This window comes from Achromobacter sp. E1 (assembly GCF_037039475.1).
Lineage (GTDB): Bacteria > Pseudomonadota > Gammaproteobacteria > Burkholderiales > Burkholderiaceae_B > Achromobacter > Achromobacter mucicolens.
In genome coordinates this window covers 1,168,076-1,182,377 of sequence record NZ_CP146253.1, presented here as the reverse complement: position 1 = coordinate 1,182,377, position 14,302 = coordinate 1,168,076, and the positions used below count along the sequence as shown (strand labels likewise).

The 14,302-nt window shown below is 63.3% G+C and carries 13 protein-coding genes; 6 read left to right on the top strand and 7 right to left on the bottom strand.

The window, feature by feature from the left end; genetic code table 11:
- Positions 1–20: 20 nt before the first annotated feature.
- From tagH to V6V88_RS05395, 5 genes are all read left to right on the top strand, one after another.
- Complete coding sequence (gene tagH, locus V6V88_RS05415; RefSeq protein WP_338618232.1) at positions 21–1,349, top strand: type VI secretion system-associated FHA domain protein TagH; 1,329 nt, start codon at positions 21–23, stop codon at positions 1,347–1,349.
- Positions 1,346–2,356 carry a type VI secretion system lipoprotein TssJ gene (tssJ, locus tag V6V88_RS05410; protein ID WP_062840431.1) on the top strand — a complete coding sequence of 337 codons (1,011 nt, stop codon included), beginning with the start codon at positions 1,346–1,348 and terminating at the stop codon, positions 2,354–2,356. The genes tagH and tssJ overlap by 4 nt, the downstream gene beginning before the upstream one ends.
- On the top strand, positions 2,353–3,690 hold the full coding sequence (gene tssK, locus V6V88_RS05405; RefSeq protein ID WP_062840430.1) for a type VI secretion system baseplate subunit TssK: 1,338 nt from the start codon (positions 2,353–2,355) through the stop codon (positions 3,688–3,690). Before tssJ ends, tssK begins: the two co-directional genes overlap by 4 nt.
- A 1-nt stretch (position 3,691) precedes the next feature.
- On the top strand, positions 3,692–4,519 hold the full coding sequence (gene icmH, locus V6V88_RS05400; RefSeq protein WP_223574446.1) for a type IVB secretion system protein IcmH/DotU: 828 nt from the start codon (positions 3,692–3,694) through the stop codon (positions 4,517–4,519).
- Between the two features lie 179 nt (positions 4,520–4,698).
- Positions 4,699–5,241, top strand: a complete 543-nt coding sequence (locus tag V6V88_RS05395; RefSeq protein ID WP_056321457.1) for a PIN domain-containing protein — start codon at positions 4,699–4,701, stop codon at positions 5,239–5,241.
- A gap of 59 nt (positions 5,242–5,300) precedes the next feature.
- On the opposite strand, the gene V6V88_RS05390 is transcribed toward V6V88_RS05395, so the two are convergent.
- The 6 genes from V6V88_RS05390 to rpsO form a co-directional block, all read right to left on the bottom strand.
- Positions 5,301–6,806, bottom strand: coding sequence for a tripartite tricarboxylate transporter permease (locus V6V88_RS05390; RefSeq protein WP_056321454.1), 1,506 nt, complete (start codon positions 6,804–6,806; stop codon positions 5,301–5,303).
- 10 nt (positions 6,807–6,816) lie between these two features.
- Entirely contained in the window at positions 6,817–7,239 is a 423-nt protein-coding gene (locus V6V88_RS05385) for a tripartite tricarboxylate transporter TctB family protein (RefSeq protein WP_056321452.1), read from the bottom strand.
- Between the two features lie 555 nt (positions 7,240–7,794).
- The gene (locus V6V88_RS05380) at positions 7,795–9,012 is read right to left on the bottom strand and encodes a threonine ammonia-lyase (protein WP_062840428.1); all 1,218 of its coding nucleotides are present in this window, start codon (positions 9,010–9,012) and stop codon (positions 7,795–7,797) included.
- A 13-nt stretch (positions 9,013–9,025) separates the two neighbouring features.
- Positions 9,026–9,751, bottom strand: a complete 726-nt coding sequence (locus V6V88_RS05375) for a hypothetical protein (RefSeq protein WP_062840427.1) — start codon at positions 9,749–9,751, stop codon at positions 9,026–9,028.
- Between the two features lie 192 nt (positions 9,752–9,943).
- Positions 9,944–12,106 (bottom strand): polyribonucleotide nucleotidyltransferase, encoded by a 2,163-nt coding sequence (gene pnp / locus V6V88_RS05370; RefSeq protein WP_062840426.1) that lies wholly within the window; start codon positions 12,104–12,106, stop codon positions 9,944–9,946.
- A gap of 90 nt (positions 12,107–12,196) precedes the next feature.
- A complete protein-coding gene (gene rpsO, locus V6V88_RS05365) occupies positions 12,197–12,466 on the bottom strand; it encodes a 30S ribosomal protein S15 (RefSeq protein WP_006223612.1) in 270 nt (89 codons plus the stop codon).
- A gap of 315 nt (positions 12,467–12,781) precedes the next feature.
- Between rpsO and V6V88_RS05360 the strand changes: the two genes are divergently transcribed.
- Positions 12,782–13,300, top strand: coding sequence for a hypothetical protein (locus tag V6V88_RS05360; protein ID WP_338618227.1), 519 nt, complete (start codon positions 12,782–12,784; stop codon positions 13,298–13,300).
- 96 nt (positions 13,301–13,396) lie between these two features.
- On the opposite strand, the gene pssA is transcribed toward V6V88_RS05360, so the two are convergent.
- Positions 13,397–14,170, bottom strand: coding sequence for a CDP-diacylglycerol--serine O-phosphatidyltransferase (gene pssA / locus V6V88_RS05355; RefSeq protein ID WP_062840424.1), 774 nt, complete (start codon positions 14,168–14,170; stop codon positions 13,397–13,399).
- Positions 14,171–14,302 lie beyond the last annotated feature (132 nt).

The window sequence follows — 14,302 nt, the reverse complement described above, 5'->3', positions numbered from 1 at the left end:
CACTCTCTGAGCGCGGCATCGTGCTCGTCGTCGCCAATCCCCAGGCGCTGCAGCATGGCAGCACGCCCCGTCATCGATTTGACCTGAACGGCGGCACCATAGGCAGCCACGGCGCAAGCTGGACCTTGGCGGACAAGGCGGGACGCGTGCTTGCGTTGCACTGCGAGATCCGCCACAGCGACGACGCATTCTGCGTGATAGACCGATCAGGATGCACTCGTGTCAACGATGCGCGCGACCCCTTGGGCGTGATGGTGGGCGCGTGCCTGAGCGACGCCGACGTCCTGCACATTGGGCCGTACAGGGTTACGGTGCACCTGGACGACGCGCTGCATGCGATGCCGGATGCTTCGCGCCATCTCGCCCAATATGACGTGAGCGAGATCCTCAATGCGCATCGCGCTGCAATGGACGATTTGCCGGCCGACCGCTATCCGTTCGATCAGGCCCGCGGCACACACCGCGCAGATGCCGCCTTCCAGGCTTTGGCTTCCCCCCGCGATTCCCGCACCGACCTTGACCCGCTGCGCGCCCTGGACGCCGCGGAACAACCTTCGTTCGCCCCGCCCTCGCCACTGGATGCCGGCAATGCGCGGGGCGCAGCGCTTGCGCCCACCCAGCCGGACCTGGCCTCCACCCGTTACGTTGCGGTCGCCGGCTCGCCCAAGATCACTTCTGGAGACTTCAGCATGTCGCAGTCACGCGAACCCACTCTTACCGACCCCGGCAGGACGGCCCCGGCGGCCCCCTCCTTTGTCGATTCTGCGCAGGCGGCGTTGGCGCTGCTTCAGGGCATGGACGTGGCGCTCGATGACATGGACGCGCAGGCGGGCCGTGCACTGCTGGTCGAAGCCGGGCAGGCGCTCGGCGCGGCCATTCGAGGCATTGCTGCGCTGTACGACACCACGGAGCCTCAGGTATTGCGATTGGCGATGAACACGCTGACGCTGCAGCCCATCGAGGACAATCCGCTGCGCCTGGGCCAAGGCTATCCGGACACCGTGCGCGCCCTGTTCTCCCGAGAGCGCAGCGTCGTGCATCTGTCGCCCAAGGCCGCCGTCGAAGAGACGATGACGCAATTCAAGGGGCATCAGGCCGCCATTATCAAGGGAATCGAAGCGGGGCTGGATGCCCTGCTGCAAGCGTTTTCTCCCGAGGTGCTGGTGAAACGCTTCTGCCGCTATGGAAATGAAGATTCCGCCCATGCGGGCTCGAACGACTGGGCATGGCGAATGTACACGCATTACTACGAAGAACTCCGCTCGGCACGCCAGCGCGGTTTCGAGAAACTCTTCTGGGAAGTTTTCGCGCAGTCTTACGAACGCGCCGTGCGTGCGGAGGCCCAATGAAACGTCCGATCCTGGCCGGGCTTGCAGTCAGCATGCTCGTCGGGTGCGGCACGGTGGGCGAGGTCCTGACCAAGACAGGGCAGATCCTGATGGACCCGTCGATACCAGTGGGCGCCCCGGACGATCAGCCCAGCCTGATCGGTCTGAGCCTGTACGCCGCCGACGACGTCAATCCAAATCCTGAGAGTGCCCACGTGCCGCAGCCTGCAGATTTGTCCGGCACCGCCCAGCCGGGAGGCGATGCGAGCGGCGATGCATTCGAAATCAGCTTGCGATCGGACAACCGGCACGATTTGATCGGCGAATTGCGGGCGCTGCTCGACGAACTCGAGGACACAGCGGCGTCGCCGCAATCGATGAGCCGTGTCGATCGCGGCTCATCCCGCGTCTCCCAAGCCCGTGTCGTCGTGGCTCTATCCCCGCTTCCCCCCAGGCTTGACTTATCGCCCCACTACCTGCCCAACCGCGGATTCGGCGCCCCAGCCGCGGCGGCCAGCCAGCACCTGACAAGCGCCCCCTCTCCCCTCGCGCTCGTGGATGAGGACATTGCCGATCCGCAGGCGCACGTGCCGGCGCGCGGTCTTGGGCAGTACAGCCAAGGACTGGATTTCGCCGCTCTCCCGCCCGCCGCTCCATCGCGCAGCCTGGCCACGCCCATTGCGTTCAAGGTATTGCAACTCAAGGACGATTCGCTGTTGTTGAACGCAGACCCGCTGCTGTTGGCCAAGGACCTGGAAAAAGCGCTGGGGACCACCTTCGTGACGCAGGACGACTACGTTCTGCAGCCCGGGCAGTTCAAATACATCGACTTCGCCCGCATCCGCCCGGACACGCGATATGTCGCCATCGTGGCCGACTTCCACGCGCAGAACGGCGCTGTGTGGAAGCAGGCGTTCCGTCTGGAGCCAAAGGGACGCCGGTATGCCCTGCTGCTGACGCTGAGCGGCACGCGCGTCGCCATCACCGACGAAAGCCATCGTCCCTTGCAATCGAGTTCCAATCCATGACATCACGCAATCCCGTTATCTGGAGCGAGGGGCTTTTCGTCAAGCCTCAGCATTTTCAACAGCAGGCGCGCGCCGCCGAGCACCACGCCAATCAGCGCATCAGCGGGGTCAGCGAAAACCTGTATGGGTTCAGTGAACTGGAGTTGAACCAGGAATACCTGAGCTTTGGAAAGATTGCGATTGTGCGCGCGCGCGGCGTCATGCCCGACGGAAGCGTATTCGACATCCCCAACGATCAACCTCCTCCGGTGCCGCTGCCCATCACCGACGCCTCGGTCGTAAACCAGACCGTGTACCTGACGTTGCCGCTGCGTTCCGATGGCGTGCTGGAGGTGCAATGGCCCGAGACCTACGCCAATGCCCGTTACGTGACGCGCAGCGAAGAGGTGCGTGACACGCACAGCCAGGAGGGCGATTACGTGCCGATGAACCTGGCAGCCTTGAATCTGCAACTTGCGCTGGAACGCGACGACCGCAGCGCGTTTACAGGCATTGCCTTATGCCGCCTGCTCGACCGCCGTCCGGATGGCAGCCTGCTGCTGGACGAGTCGTTCTACCCCACGGGAATCTCGCTGAATGCGATTCCTCCGCTCAAGCGCTATCTCGGGGAGATCGCCGGTCTCATGCGCGAGCGCGCCAAGAACATCGCCGAACGCATCGGCTCTCCCGGCCAGGCCGGCGTCGCCGATGTGACTGATTTCAACCTGCTGCTGGTCCTCAATCGCCTGCATCCGCTGTTCCTGCACCTTTCCCGATTGCGTCGCGTCCATCCAGAGCAGTTGTACGTCGCTTTCAGCCAGGCTTGCGGCGAACTGGTCACCTTCACCGACGAAGGCCGAATTCCTCAGGAGTACCCTGCCTATCAGCACGACGATCCCCGCGCGTCGTTCCGGGTGCTGGAAGACACGTTGCGGCGTGCGCTGAGCACGGTGCTTCAACCCCGAGCGGTTTCGCTGCCCATCGAACGTCAGCAATACGGCGTGCTGACCTGCGCCGTGCACGACCGGCGGCTGTACTCGGAAGCTGACTTCATCCTGGCGGTGCGCGCGCGCATGCCGCTGGACACGTTGCGGCAGCAATTCGTGCAGCAGGCCAAGGTAACGTCGATGGAGAGGCTGGGCGAACTGGTCAGCCTGCAGCTCCCGGGCATTCCGTTATTGCCTTTGCCCGTCGCGCCGCGCCACCTGCCCTTTCATGCGGGATTTACCTACTTTCAGTTTGATCGAAGCCACCCAAGCTGGCAGATGATGCGAGAGACGGCGGGGTTTGGTTTCCACATTGCCGGGGATTATCCGGAAATGGAATTGCAGTTCTGGGCGATCAGGAGCCAATGACATGAGCACAATCCAGAATATAAATGCCGAGCCGGATGGTTTTTTTCGAACAAGCCCCGTCGCGGCGATCGAGCAGAAAGGTCTGATCGCATTCGACACCATTGAAAATATCGATCGCGACCCCGATCTGAATTTCCAACTGCGGGGGCATGGCTATAACCCCTTGGTCGACGGCGCACTACCATTATTCGCGCTGGTCATCCGCCTTCGCAAACTGGCGACTTATGAAGGCGTGGAGCAACTTTATGGCGCCGTACGCGACCAGATCGCAGCGCTGGATGAGGAAATCCGCCAGCACGATTACGACAGCGCCACGCAACTGGCCTATCGGTATGCGTTGTGCAGTTTCATCGACGAAGCGGTCATGGGCACGCCCTGGGGCGCGCATTCACGGTGGGCCGAACGGTCACTGCTCAGCGTGAATCACAACGAAACCTGGGGCGGTGAAAAGTTCTTCACGGTTCTGTCGCGCATGATGATGGACCGCACCAAATACCGCGATGTCCTGGAGTTCAAATACCTGTGCCTGTGCCTCGGCTTCAAAGGCAAATACGGCATGCAACATAATCAGAACGAAGCGCTTCAGGGGATTATTTCCAAATTGCATCGCGAGCTCCGTGCAATGCGTGGCGAGACGCCCGAAGTGCTTACCGATGCGCAAGAGAATATCGTTTCTAGCCGCTATCGCGTTGGCCGGCTTTGGCCCTGGTGGACGCCGTGGGTGAGCGCGGTGGTGGTATTGACGGTCATTTACGGCGCATTCGCCGTCAGCCTGCACGGGACTAGCGATCTGGTGCTGCAAGCGTTGGACGAAATCCTGAAGAAGTAATGCGTGGTCGGGCAGAACGCCGGAAAAAACACTATCCTTCTGCCTCGCCTTCCATTTTTCCGCCCGCCCGGGCGTCTGCGGCGCGCAGCGTGTGCGCGTTTTCCGGACCTGCGGCCGTACCGATCTTGAGCCTGCCCCCTCCTTCTCCCCCGTTTATCGTCCTGGACGCCTGCGTCCTTATGTCTGGCATCCTGCGCCGGCTGTTGCTGCGGCTGGCCGAGGCCGGTGTGTTTCAGCCCGTGTGGACCGAGCGCATTGGCGAGGAATGGCGCCGCAACGCCTGCCGGATCTGGGACATTCCGCCCGAGGTGATGGCCGATTTCTGGGCGGACATGAACGCGCGGTTTCCGGCGGCCCTGGAATCCGACACGCAGGTCTATGAGGCGTCGTTGCGCTATAGCGACCCCAAGGATTTCCATGTGATCGCGGCCGGACTGGCGCGGCGCGCGCGCTGCGGGCTGCCGCAGACGCCGACCGTCCAGGTGCTGACGTGGAATCTGAAGGACTTCAACCGTTCCGAGCTGCGCCGCCAGGGCCTGGACGTCTACAACCCGGACCGGATGCTGGTGCAGTGGTGGCACGCGGGGTCCGAAAACATGCAGGATGCGATCGCGCAGATTCCGGCGGACTATGTCGCGCTGGGCCGCGACCCGGAGCCGTTGACGGCAACCCTGCATCGGGAACGCCTGTACGGCCTGAAGAACCTGGTGGCCCGGCAATAAAAAAAGGGTCTGGCCGGCTTGCGCCGAACCAGACCCGGAGCCAACCGGATCCAAAAAAGTCAGTCGACCTCGACGAAGGCTTCTTCGCGCTTCTTGCGCAGCGCGGGCAATGCCACCAGCACCAGCAGGATCGCGGCAAGCGCGAGCAGCGTGGCCGACAGCGGGCGCGTGACAAAGGTGGAGAACTCGCCACGCGACAGGAGCAGCGCCCGGCGGAAGTTTTCTTCCATCATGGGCCCCAGCACCAGGCCAAGCAGCAGCGGCGCGCCTTCACACCCCAGCTTGCTCCACACGTAGCCGATGATGCCGAAGATGGCGAACATGAAGATGTCGAAGGCGTTGTAGTTCAGTGAATACACCCCGATCGTGCAGAAGACCAGGATCGCGGGGAACAGCATGCGATACGGCACGCGCAGCAGCTTGACCCAGATGCCGATCAGCGGCAGGTTCAGCACCACGAGCATCAGGTTGCCGATCCACATCGAGGCGATCAGTCCCCAGAACAGCTCGGGGTGGCTGGACATGACCTGAGGACCGGGCTGAATGTTGTGGATGGTCATCGCGCCGACCATCAGCGCCATCACGGCGTTGCCCGGGATGCCCAGGGTCAGCAGCGGGATGAACGAGGTCTGCGCGCCGGCGTTGTTGGCGGATTCGGGTCCCGCCAGACCGGCCGGGTGGCCCTTGCCGAAGCGCTCCGGCTCTTTCGAGAGCTTCTTTTCCAGCGTGTAGGACGCGAAAGCCGACAGCACCGAACCGCCGCCCGGCAGGATGCCCAGGGCCGAGCCCAGCGCCGTGCCGCGCACGATGGCGGGCGCGGCCTCGCGGAATTCCTGGCGGTTGGGATACAGCGAACCCACCTTGTCGGTGATCTCGACCCGGTTTTCCTTCAGTTCCAGGTTGCTCATGATTTCCGACAGGCCGAACACGCCCATGGCCACGATGGCGAAGTCGATGCCGTCCTGCAGTTCGGGAATGCTGAAGTCGTAACGCGCAACACCCGAGTTCACGTCGGTGCCGACCATGCCGAGCAGCAACCCGAGCAGGATCATGCAGATGGCCTTGGGCAGCGAGCCCGACGCCAGCACCACGGCACCGATCAGGCCCAGGGCCATCAGCGAGAAGTACTCGGCCGGCCCGAACGCAAAGGCCACTTCGGCCAGCGGCGGCGCAAAGGCGGCGATCAGCACGGTGGCGACGCTGCCCGCGAAGAACGAGCCGATGGCTGCCAGCGATAGCGCGGCCCCGGCCCGCCCGTTGCGGGCCATCTGGTGCCCATCCAGCACGGTCACCACCGCCGAGGTCTCGCCGGGCAAGTTCACCAGAATGGCCGTGGTCGAGCCGCCATACTGCGTGCCGTAGTAGATGCCGGCCAGCATGATGAGGCCCGCGGTGGGCGGCAGCACGTAGGTGATGGGCAGCAGCATGGCGATGGTCGGCACGGGTCCGAGTCCCGGCAGCACCCCCACCAGCGTGCCCAGCAGGCAGCCGATGAATGCGTAGGTCAGGTTTTCGGGGGTGAATGCCACCGAAAAGCCCAACATCAGGTTTTGAAGCAGTTCCATGTCCGGTACCTCAGTTGGTCAGCACGCTGGGCCACAGCGGAAAGATGAGACCCAGCCCGCGAATGAACGCGAGGTAGGAGAACGCCACGAGGAACAGGCCGTTGGCGACGGCGACCTTCCAGTTGAATTCGTGGCTGGCAACGCTGCTGATCAGGACGAGCAGGAATACCGAGAGATACAGCCCGAGATAGCGCAGGGAAAAGCCGTACAGGAACACGGACCCGACGACGAGAAAGAGGATGCGAAAGTCATAGCGGCCGATGGTCGTGGTTTCGGCGCGGGGGGACAAGGCGCTCATCAGCACCGTCGCGCCCATCAGCGCCAGCACGATGCCGAGCCAGAACGGAAAGTAGCCGGGGCCCATGCGCGCCGCGGTTCCCATGGAATACGTGGTCGCCTGCAAGGCGAAGCCTCCTCCCACCACGATGAACATCACGCCAGACCAGAAATCCTGTCTGTTTCTTATCAATCTGCTTTCTCCCTAATTCGTCGCAGCCAGCAAAAGACAGCTTCAAATGCGAACGTTTCTCTTTCGACGCAGCCGCTTCAACGGGCGGCAACGACATGAACGCGGGATGGTAAATCGTGCGACGACACATTCCCTATGGGTATCAACCATGAATTCCCGGGGGATATCCCGCGAACATGGAGTGGACACAACGCGGTCAACAGCGAGCTTGTGATGGCCAGCCGATCCTGGAACATCGATCAAAAAGACCGCATATCGTGGAAGTTAGGCTAAAACCAAAAAGTTCCATTGAAAATCTCAATCGCCTGCACCAAGAAACATATCGATGCATTTTTTTGGTGCGTCGGCACGCAAACGGGGCATTCCGTCGTGCGTGACTCGCAACCAATCAACGCTTCGGAAGCGCACCACCATGGGCTTCGGCCATAAAAAATCGCTCCCGCCAAAAGCTCGGCGGGAGCGACAGTTTTCTGACAGGAACTTGAAATAAAAGGCGGCGTGTCGACACCGCGCGGCGGATCAGTGGTCGTGGTTGCTGGCGGCGAAACCCGCCGCGTTCAGGATGTCGATCACTTCCTGGATATGCTCGGGACCCCGCGTCTGGAGGACAAAATCCACCTCGACATTGCGCACCGGCAGCGATGTGAACGCGCGCTGGTGATGCACTTCCGTGATGTTGGCTTGCGCGTCGGCTATGAGCTTGGTGGCGTGGGCCAGCGCGCCCGGCAGGTCGCGCAGGTCGACGCGGATGCGCGCCAGACGTCCGGCGCGGACCATGCCGCGCTCGATCAATTCGCCCAGCATCAGCGGATCGATATTGCCCCCGGTGAGCACCAGCCCGATGCGTTTGCCCTTGTAGCGGTCGCTGCCCTCTTCCTGCGCGCGCAGCAAGGCGGCCAGGCCAGCGGCGCCGGCACCTTCGACGACGGTCTTTTCAATTTCCAGCAGCACGACGATGGCATGCTCGATGTCCGCCTCGCTGACCAGCTCGATCCGGTCGACCAGCCGGCGCACGACGGGCAGCGTCAGATCGCCGGGAGATTTGACGGCGATGCCCTCGGCAATGGTGTACTGCCCCGGCGGCATGGTGGCGCCCTGGACGGCGGCGTACATGGCCGGAAAGCGCTCGGTCTGCACGCCCACGATCTCGATGGCGGGGTTCACGGCCTTGGCGGCCGTGGAAATCCCTGAAATCAGCCCGCCGCCGCCGATGGCGATGACCAGGGTATCAAGCTGGGGCTGGTCTTCCAGCATTTCCAGCGCGACGGTGCCCTGCCCGGCCATGACGGCTTCGTCGTCGTAGGGGTGGATCATGATGAGGCCGCGCTCCTGGGCCAGTTCGTAGCCGCGCGCCTTGGCGTCATCGAAGGTGTCGCCCGCCAGGACGACTTCGGCGCCGAAGCGCCGGGTATTGGCGACCTTCACGGTCGGGGTGAACCGCGGCATCACGATCACCGCCGGCACCCCCATGCGCTGCGCATGGTAGGCCACGCCCTGAGCGTGATTGCCCGCCGAGACCGCGATCACGCCCTTGGCGCGTTCGGCGTCCGACAGCGTGAGCATGCGGTTCAGCGCGCCGCGCTCCTTGAAGGACGCGGTGAACTGCAGATTCTCGAACTTCAGCCAGATCTCGGCGCCGAAGATGTCGGACAGCGTGCGGGACAGGGTGAACGGGGTCTTGAGCACCTGCCCGCGCAGGTTCTCGCGGGCGGCCTGGATGGATGCGATATCGATCACGATGGAAATCCTGTTAACGCACAGGCAGGAAGTTGAAGAGCAACAGGCCCTGGGCGTAGTTGATGCCGATGCGCCGGGAGTTTTCGCCGAGCAGGTTGGCGATCAGGTCCAGCCGGCCGATGATGGCGCCGAACTCGCGCTCGAAGCTGAGATTCGTGGCGTTCGGGGAAATCTCATTGGCCAGCAGCAGCAGTTCACCCTGGTTGTTGCGGCGCGTGGCCAGCAGCCAGGCCGCGGCCTCGACGTTCCGAGCGGCATTGTAGACCCGCTGGCCATCCAGGGCGTCGGTGGCGTACAGGCGCGTCTTGCCGTTGTGCGCGGCGATGATGGTGTCGGCCAGGCCGTAGATGAAGGCGCCGACCCGGTCACCCGGATAGTTCGGATCCAGCGCAACCGCGAGGATCTGGATGTCGCGCAAGCCGGCCAGGTCGCCAGGAGGCACGCGCACTTCGATGGAATGCTTGACGCGGTTGACCGCCGTAGCCAGGTCCGGCACGCCGTTCTTGCGCCATTCTCGGGGATTGCGGCGATACAGCTTGTCGAGCAGCGAGTACAGGCTGGTCAGGTTGTCTCGCACCTCCAGCGTGACGGTGCGGTTGAAGTCCGTCTGCGCGAACTGGTCCGCCGTCATGTCCTCGCCCTTGGGGCCGCGCTGACCCGGCCCGGGGGGAGTCATGCAGCCCGTCAACAGCGCAGCCAGCAGCGCTGTGGTGACTGCGGTTATCGGCCACGCCGTCATGCCTTGCTCATCCGTCTGCCCCCTTAGATCAAGCGTGAAGCGCGCCGCATCGGGGCGGCGCGTCTCTCGCGCAAGACTTTACAGGAAGGCGGGCGAACAGGGGAGCCGCGGGCCGCGCCCCGCATGGCTGCCAGGGCGCAGGCAAAAAAAACGGCGCCTGCGGCGCCGTCTTTCAATCAGGAGGCTGCAGGCTTATTCAGCTTGCGGTTCCGATTGGGGAGCGGCTTCGGGAGCGGCGGCGGCTTGCTGCTGCTCGATGCCGCCGATCGCCTTGATGGACAGGCGCAGACGGCCCTTGTCGTCGGCCTCGATGACCTTGACGCGGACTTGCTGGCCGACCTTCAGCACATCGTTGATGTTCGCGATGCGGTAGTTGGCGATTTCGGAGATGTGCAGCAGGCCGTCGCGGCCCGGCAGCACTTGCACGATGGCGCCGAAGTCCAGCAGACGCAGGACCGAGCCTTCGTAGATCTGGCCCACTTCGACGTCGGCGGTCAGCTCGACGATGCGGCGCTGGGCTTCCTTGGCCTGCGCTTCGTCGACGCTGGCGATCACGATCGTGCCGTCGTCGGAGATGTCGATCTGCGTGCCGGTTTCTTCGGTCAGCGCGCGGATGGTGGCGCCGCCCTTGCCGATCACGTCGCGGATCTTCTCGGGGTTGATCTTGATGGTCAGCATGCGCGGCGCGAAAGCCGACAGCTCGCCGCGCGAACCGTCCAGGGCTTCCTTCATCTTGCCGAGGATGTGCAGACGGCCTTCACGGGCCTGGTCCAGCGCAACCTGCATGATTTCCTTGGTGATGCCCTGGATCTTGATGTCCATCTGCAGTGCGGTGACGCCGTTTTCGGTGCCCGCAACCTTGAAGTCCATGTCGCCCAGGTGATCTTCGTCGCCCAGGATGTCCGTCAGCACGGCGAACTTGCCGCCGTCCAGGATCAGGCCCATGGCCACGCCGGCCACGTGATCCTTGATGGGCACGCCGGCGTCCATCATGGCGAGCGAGCCGCCGCAGACCGAAGCCATCGACGAGGAGCCGTTGGATTCGGTGATTTCCGACACGAGGCGGATCGTGTACTGGAAGTCTTCGGGGGCCGGCAGCACCGGAACCAGCGAACGCTTGGCCAGACGGCCGTGGCCGATTTCGCGGCGCTTGGGCACACCGATGCGGCCGGTTTCGCCGGTGGCGAACGGAGGCATGTTGTAGTGCATCATGAAGCGGTCACGGTACTCGCCCATGAGCGCGTCGATGATCTGTTCGTCTTGCTTGGTGCCCAGCGTGGCCACGACCAGCGCCTGGGTTTCGCCACGGGTGAACAGCGCGCTGCCGTGCGCGCGGGGCAGCACGCCCAGACGCACGCTGATCGGACGCACGGTGCGGGTGTCGCGGCCGTCGATACGCGGTTCGCCGTTCAGGATCTGGCCGCGGACGATGGCCGATTCCAGCGAGAACATGATGTTGTCGACCGTGACGGCGTCGGGGGCCGATTCGCCCTTTTCGGCGGCGGCGGCGGCCAGCTTGGCCGACACCTCGGCCGACACTTCACGCAGCTTGGCCGTGCGGGCCTGCTTTTCGCGGATCTGGTAGGCGGCGTTCAGGCCTTCCTGGGCGGCGGCGGTGACCGCGGCGATCAGGGCCTCGTCCTTGGCGGGAGCCTGCCAATCCCAATCGGGCTTGCCGGCGTCCTTCACGAGGTCGTGAATGGCGTTGATGACGGTCTGCATTTGCTGGTGGCCATAGACCACGCCGCCCAACATGATTTCTTCGGACAGCTGGTCGGCTTCCGATTCGACCATCAGCACGGCGTTTTCCGTACCGGCGACAACCAGATTCAGCTTGGAGGACTTCAGTTCCGATGCGGTCGGGTTGATGGTGTATTGACCATCGATGTAACCCACGCGCGCGGCGCCGATCGGGCCATTGAACGGGATGCCCGAGATGGCCAGCGCGGCCGAGGCGCCGATCATGGCGGCGATGTCGGGATCGATTTCAGGATTGACCGACAGCGTGTGCAGAACCACCTGGACTTCGTTGTAGAAGTCTTCGGGGAACAGCGGACGCAGCGGACGGTCGATCAGGCGCGACGTCAGCGTTTCCTTTTCGGAGGGCTTGCCTTCGCGCTTGAAGAACCCGCCCGGGATACGGCCGGCGGCGTAGGTCTTTTCGATGTAGTCGACGGTCAGCGGGAAGAACGTCTGACCCGGCTTGGCCTTCTTGGCAGCCACGACGGTGGCCAGGACGACGGTGTCCTCGATCGACACCACAACGGCGCCGGAGGCCTGGCGAGCGATCTCGCCAGTTTCCAGGACGACCGTATGCTGGCCGTACTGGAACGATTTAGTCACTTTGTTGAACATGACGATTATTCCTTACAAATGAAAAACCGTGGCCGCTGCGACATGCGTCGCACCGACCACGGTTGCGTCATGGGGAGCCAGCCCCGTCGATCACTTGCGCAGACCGAGTTTTTCGATCAGTGCGCGGTACGAATCGGGATTGCGGCCCTTGAGATAGTCGAGCAGCTTGCGGCGACGGCTGACCATACGCAGCAGACCGCGGCGCGAGTGATGATCCTTCATGTGTTCTTTGAAGTGACCGGTCAGCTCGTTGATACGGGCGGTGAGCAGAGCCACCTGAACTTCGGGGGAGCCGGTATCGCCCTGAGCGCGTTGGAATTGCGCAACGATATCGGATTTCTTGATGTCAGCTACAGACATTGATGACCTCTTCGGACATGCGACAGGGCCGAGGCGCCCTGACGTGGTTTGGAAAAAATTTGCGCGAGCCAGGCTTGAATTCGCTTTCTCACTGCTGCCATTGGCGGGATCGGGCAGGACCGGCAAATAAGGCGTGACGCCGTGTTGCGGGCACTGCGACAAGCCACCAGCGGCTGGCGCAAAGGATCTTGCAGAATCAATACATTTGATAAAGCTCGGCGATTATAGCTGATTCGCTAGAATTACCCCAGCAAGGAGACTGGACCCGGCCAATGGCCGGTCGAGGCGGCAACGCCCACCCCACAGGAGAAGGACATGATCAGCCCATACCGAATGGTCCGCTTGGCCGCCGCATCGATCGCGCTGGCCGGTCTGGCCGCCTGCGCCAACATGACCGAGGTGCCGCCCGGCACCCCGCTGTCGCAAGTCCAGGCGCAATTTGGCGCGCCCAACTTCGAATGTCCCCAGGCCAACGGCGGCCGGCGCGTCATCTGGACGCAGCAGCCGATGGGCCAGTATGCGTGGGGCGCCAACGTCGGTCCCGATGAACGGGTCGACCGGGTGATGCCGCTACTGACCGACGCGCATTTCAAGGTGCTGGCGACGGGGGATTGGGGGCCGGATCGCGTGCGCTGCGAATTCGGACCGCCCGCGCGCATCGACCAGGTCGGGCTGGGCGAAAAGCGCGAAGTCGTCTGGTCGTACCGCTACAGGGAAAACAGCGTGTGGAATTCGCTGATGTACGTCTACATGAGCCGCGACGGCAGCAAGGTGACGCACTTTCATCCCGGGCCGGACCCCATGTACGACGACGACCGGTTCAACTGGTGGTAGATGGCCCGCCCGGGTTGCCTGCGCCCCGGACCTGAAGGCCCGCCAGAATGAAAAAACCCGCCGGTTTTGAATCGGCGGGTTTCTTTTTGGGTGCCCTCAGGAGGAATGGCCCCGGCGCTCCTGCTGCAGGCGGCGCACCTTGTTCCAGCGCCAGACCCACGTGACCCAGCCCGACAGGCCGTACAGCACGAACAGGCCGAACAGCACCACCGGAGGATCGCTGGACACGAACACGAACACCGCGACGACTAGCAGGATGCCCCAGAACGGCACGCTGCGGCCCAGGGCGAAGCTCTTGCCGCTGAAGAACGGCGCATTCGAAACCATGGTGATGCCGGCGTACATGGTGAGCGTGAACGCCACCCAGGCCATCAGGCTGTCATGGATGGGCAGCTTGTTGTCCACGGCCAGCCACACGAAACCGGCCACCAGCGCGGCCGCGGCCGGGCTGGGCAGGCCCTGGAAGTAGCGTTTGTCGACCACGGCGATGTTGGTGTTGAAGCGCGCCAGACGCAGCGCCGCCCCCGACACATACACGAAGGCCGCCAGCCAGCCCCAGCGGCCAAGGTCGTTCAGGATCCATTCGTACATGACCAGCGCCGGCGCCACGCCGAACGACGTCATGTCGGACAGCGAGTCGTATTGCTCGCCGAATGCGGACTGGGTGTTGGTCAGGCGGGCCACCCGGCCGTCCATGCCGTCCAGCACCATGGCGACAAAAATGGCGATGGCGGCGACTTCGAAGCGGTCGTTCATGGCCTGCACAACGGCATAGAACCCGGCAAACAAAGCGGCGGTGGTGAACGCGTTGGGAAGCAGGTAAATGCTCCGGTGGCGGTTCTCGGAATCGCGCATGGAAAAATTGGGCATGGTCTCAATAACTTACGACGGACTTTGAAAGGTTAACCTATCTGGCCCTGCTTGCGGGCTACAGCAAGGATCGTGCCCGGCCCAATTGGCGCCAGGGGCCGTAAATAAGCAGGAAAAGGCCAAAAAAAGCGG

Excerpts from the sequence above, each read along its gene's own strand:
- tssJ (WP_062840431.1), top strand. The coding sequence starts at position 1,346 with ATGAAACGTCCGATCCTGGCCGGGCTTGCAGTCAGCATGCTCGTCGGG.
- tssK (WP_062840430.1), top strand. The coding sequence starts at position 2,353 with ATGACATCACGCAATCCCGTTATCTGGAGCGAGGGGCTTTTCGTCAAG.
- icmH (WP_223574446.1), top strand. The coding sequence starts at position 3,692 with ATGAGCACAATCCAGAATATAAATGCCGAGCCGGATGGTTTTTTTCGA.
- V6V88_RS05395 (WP_056321457.1), top strand. The coding sequence starts at position 4,699 with ATGTCTGGCATCCTGCGCCGGCTGTTGCTGCGGCTGGCCGAGGCCGGT.
- V6V88_RS05390 (WP_056321454.1), bottom strand. The coding sequence starts at position 6,806 with ATGGAACTGCTTCAAAACCTGATGTTGGGCTTTTCGGTGGCATTCACC.
- V6V88_RS05385 (WP_056321452.1), bottom strand. The coding sequence starts at position 7,239 with ATGTTCATCGTGGTGGGAGGAGGCTTCGCCTTGCAGGCGACCACGTAT.
- V6V88_RS05375 (WP_062840427.1), bottom strand. The coding sequence starts at position 9,751 with ATGACGGCGTGGCCGATAACCGCAGTCACCACAGCGCTGCTGGCTGCG.
- pnp (WP_062840426.1), bottom strand. The coding sequence starts at position 12,106 with ATGTTCAACAAAGTGACTAAATCGTTCCAGTACGGCCAGCATACGGTC.
- rpsO (WP_006223612.1), bottom strand. The coding sequence starts at position 12,466 with ATGTCTGTAGCTGACATCAAGAAATCCGATATCGTTGCGCAATTCCAA.
- V6V88_RS05360 (WP_338618227.1), top strand. The coding sequence starts at position 12,782 with ATGATCAGCCCATACCGAATGGTCCGCTTGGCCGCCGCATCGATCGCG.
- pssA (WP_062840424.1), bottom strand. The coding sequence starts at position 14,170 with ATGCCCAATTTTTCCATGCGCGATTCCGAGAACCGCCACCGGAGCATT.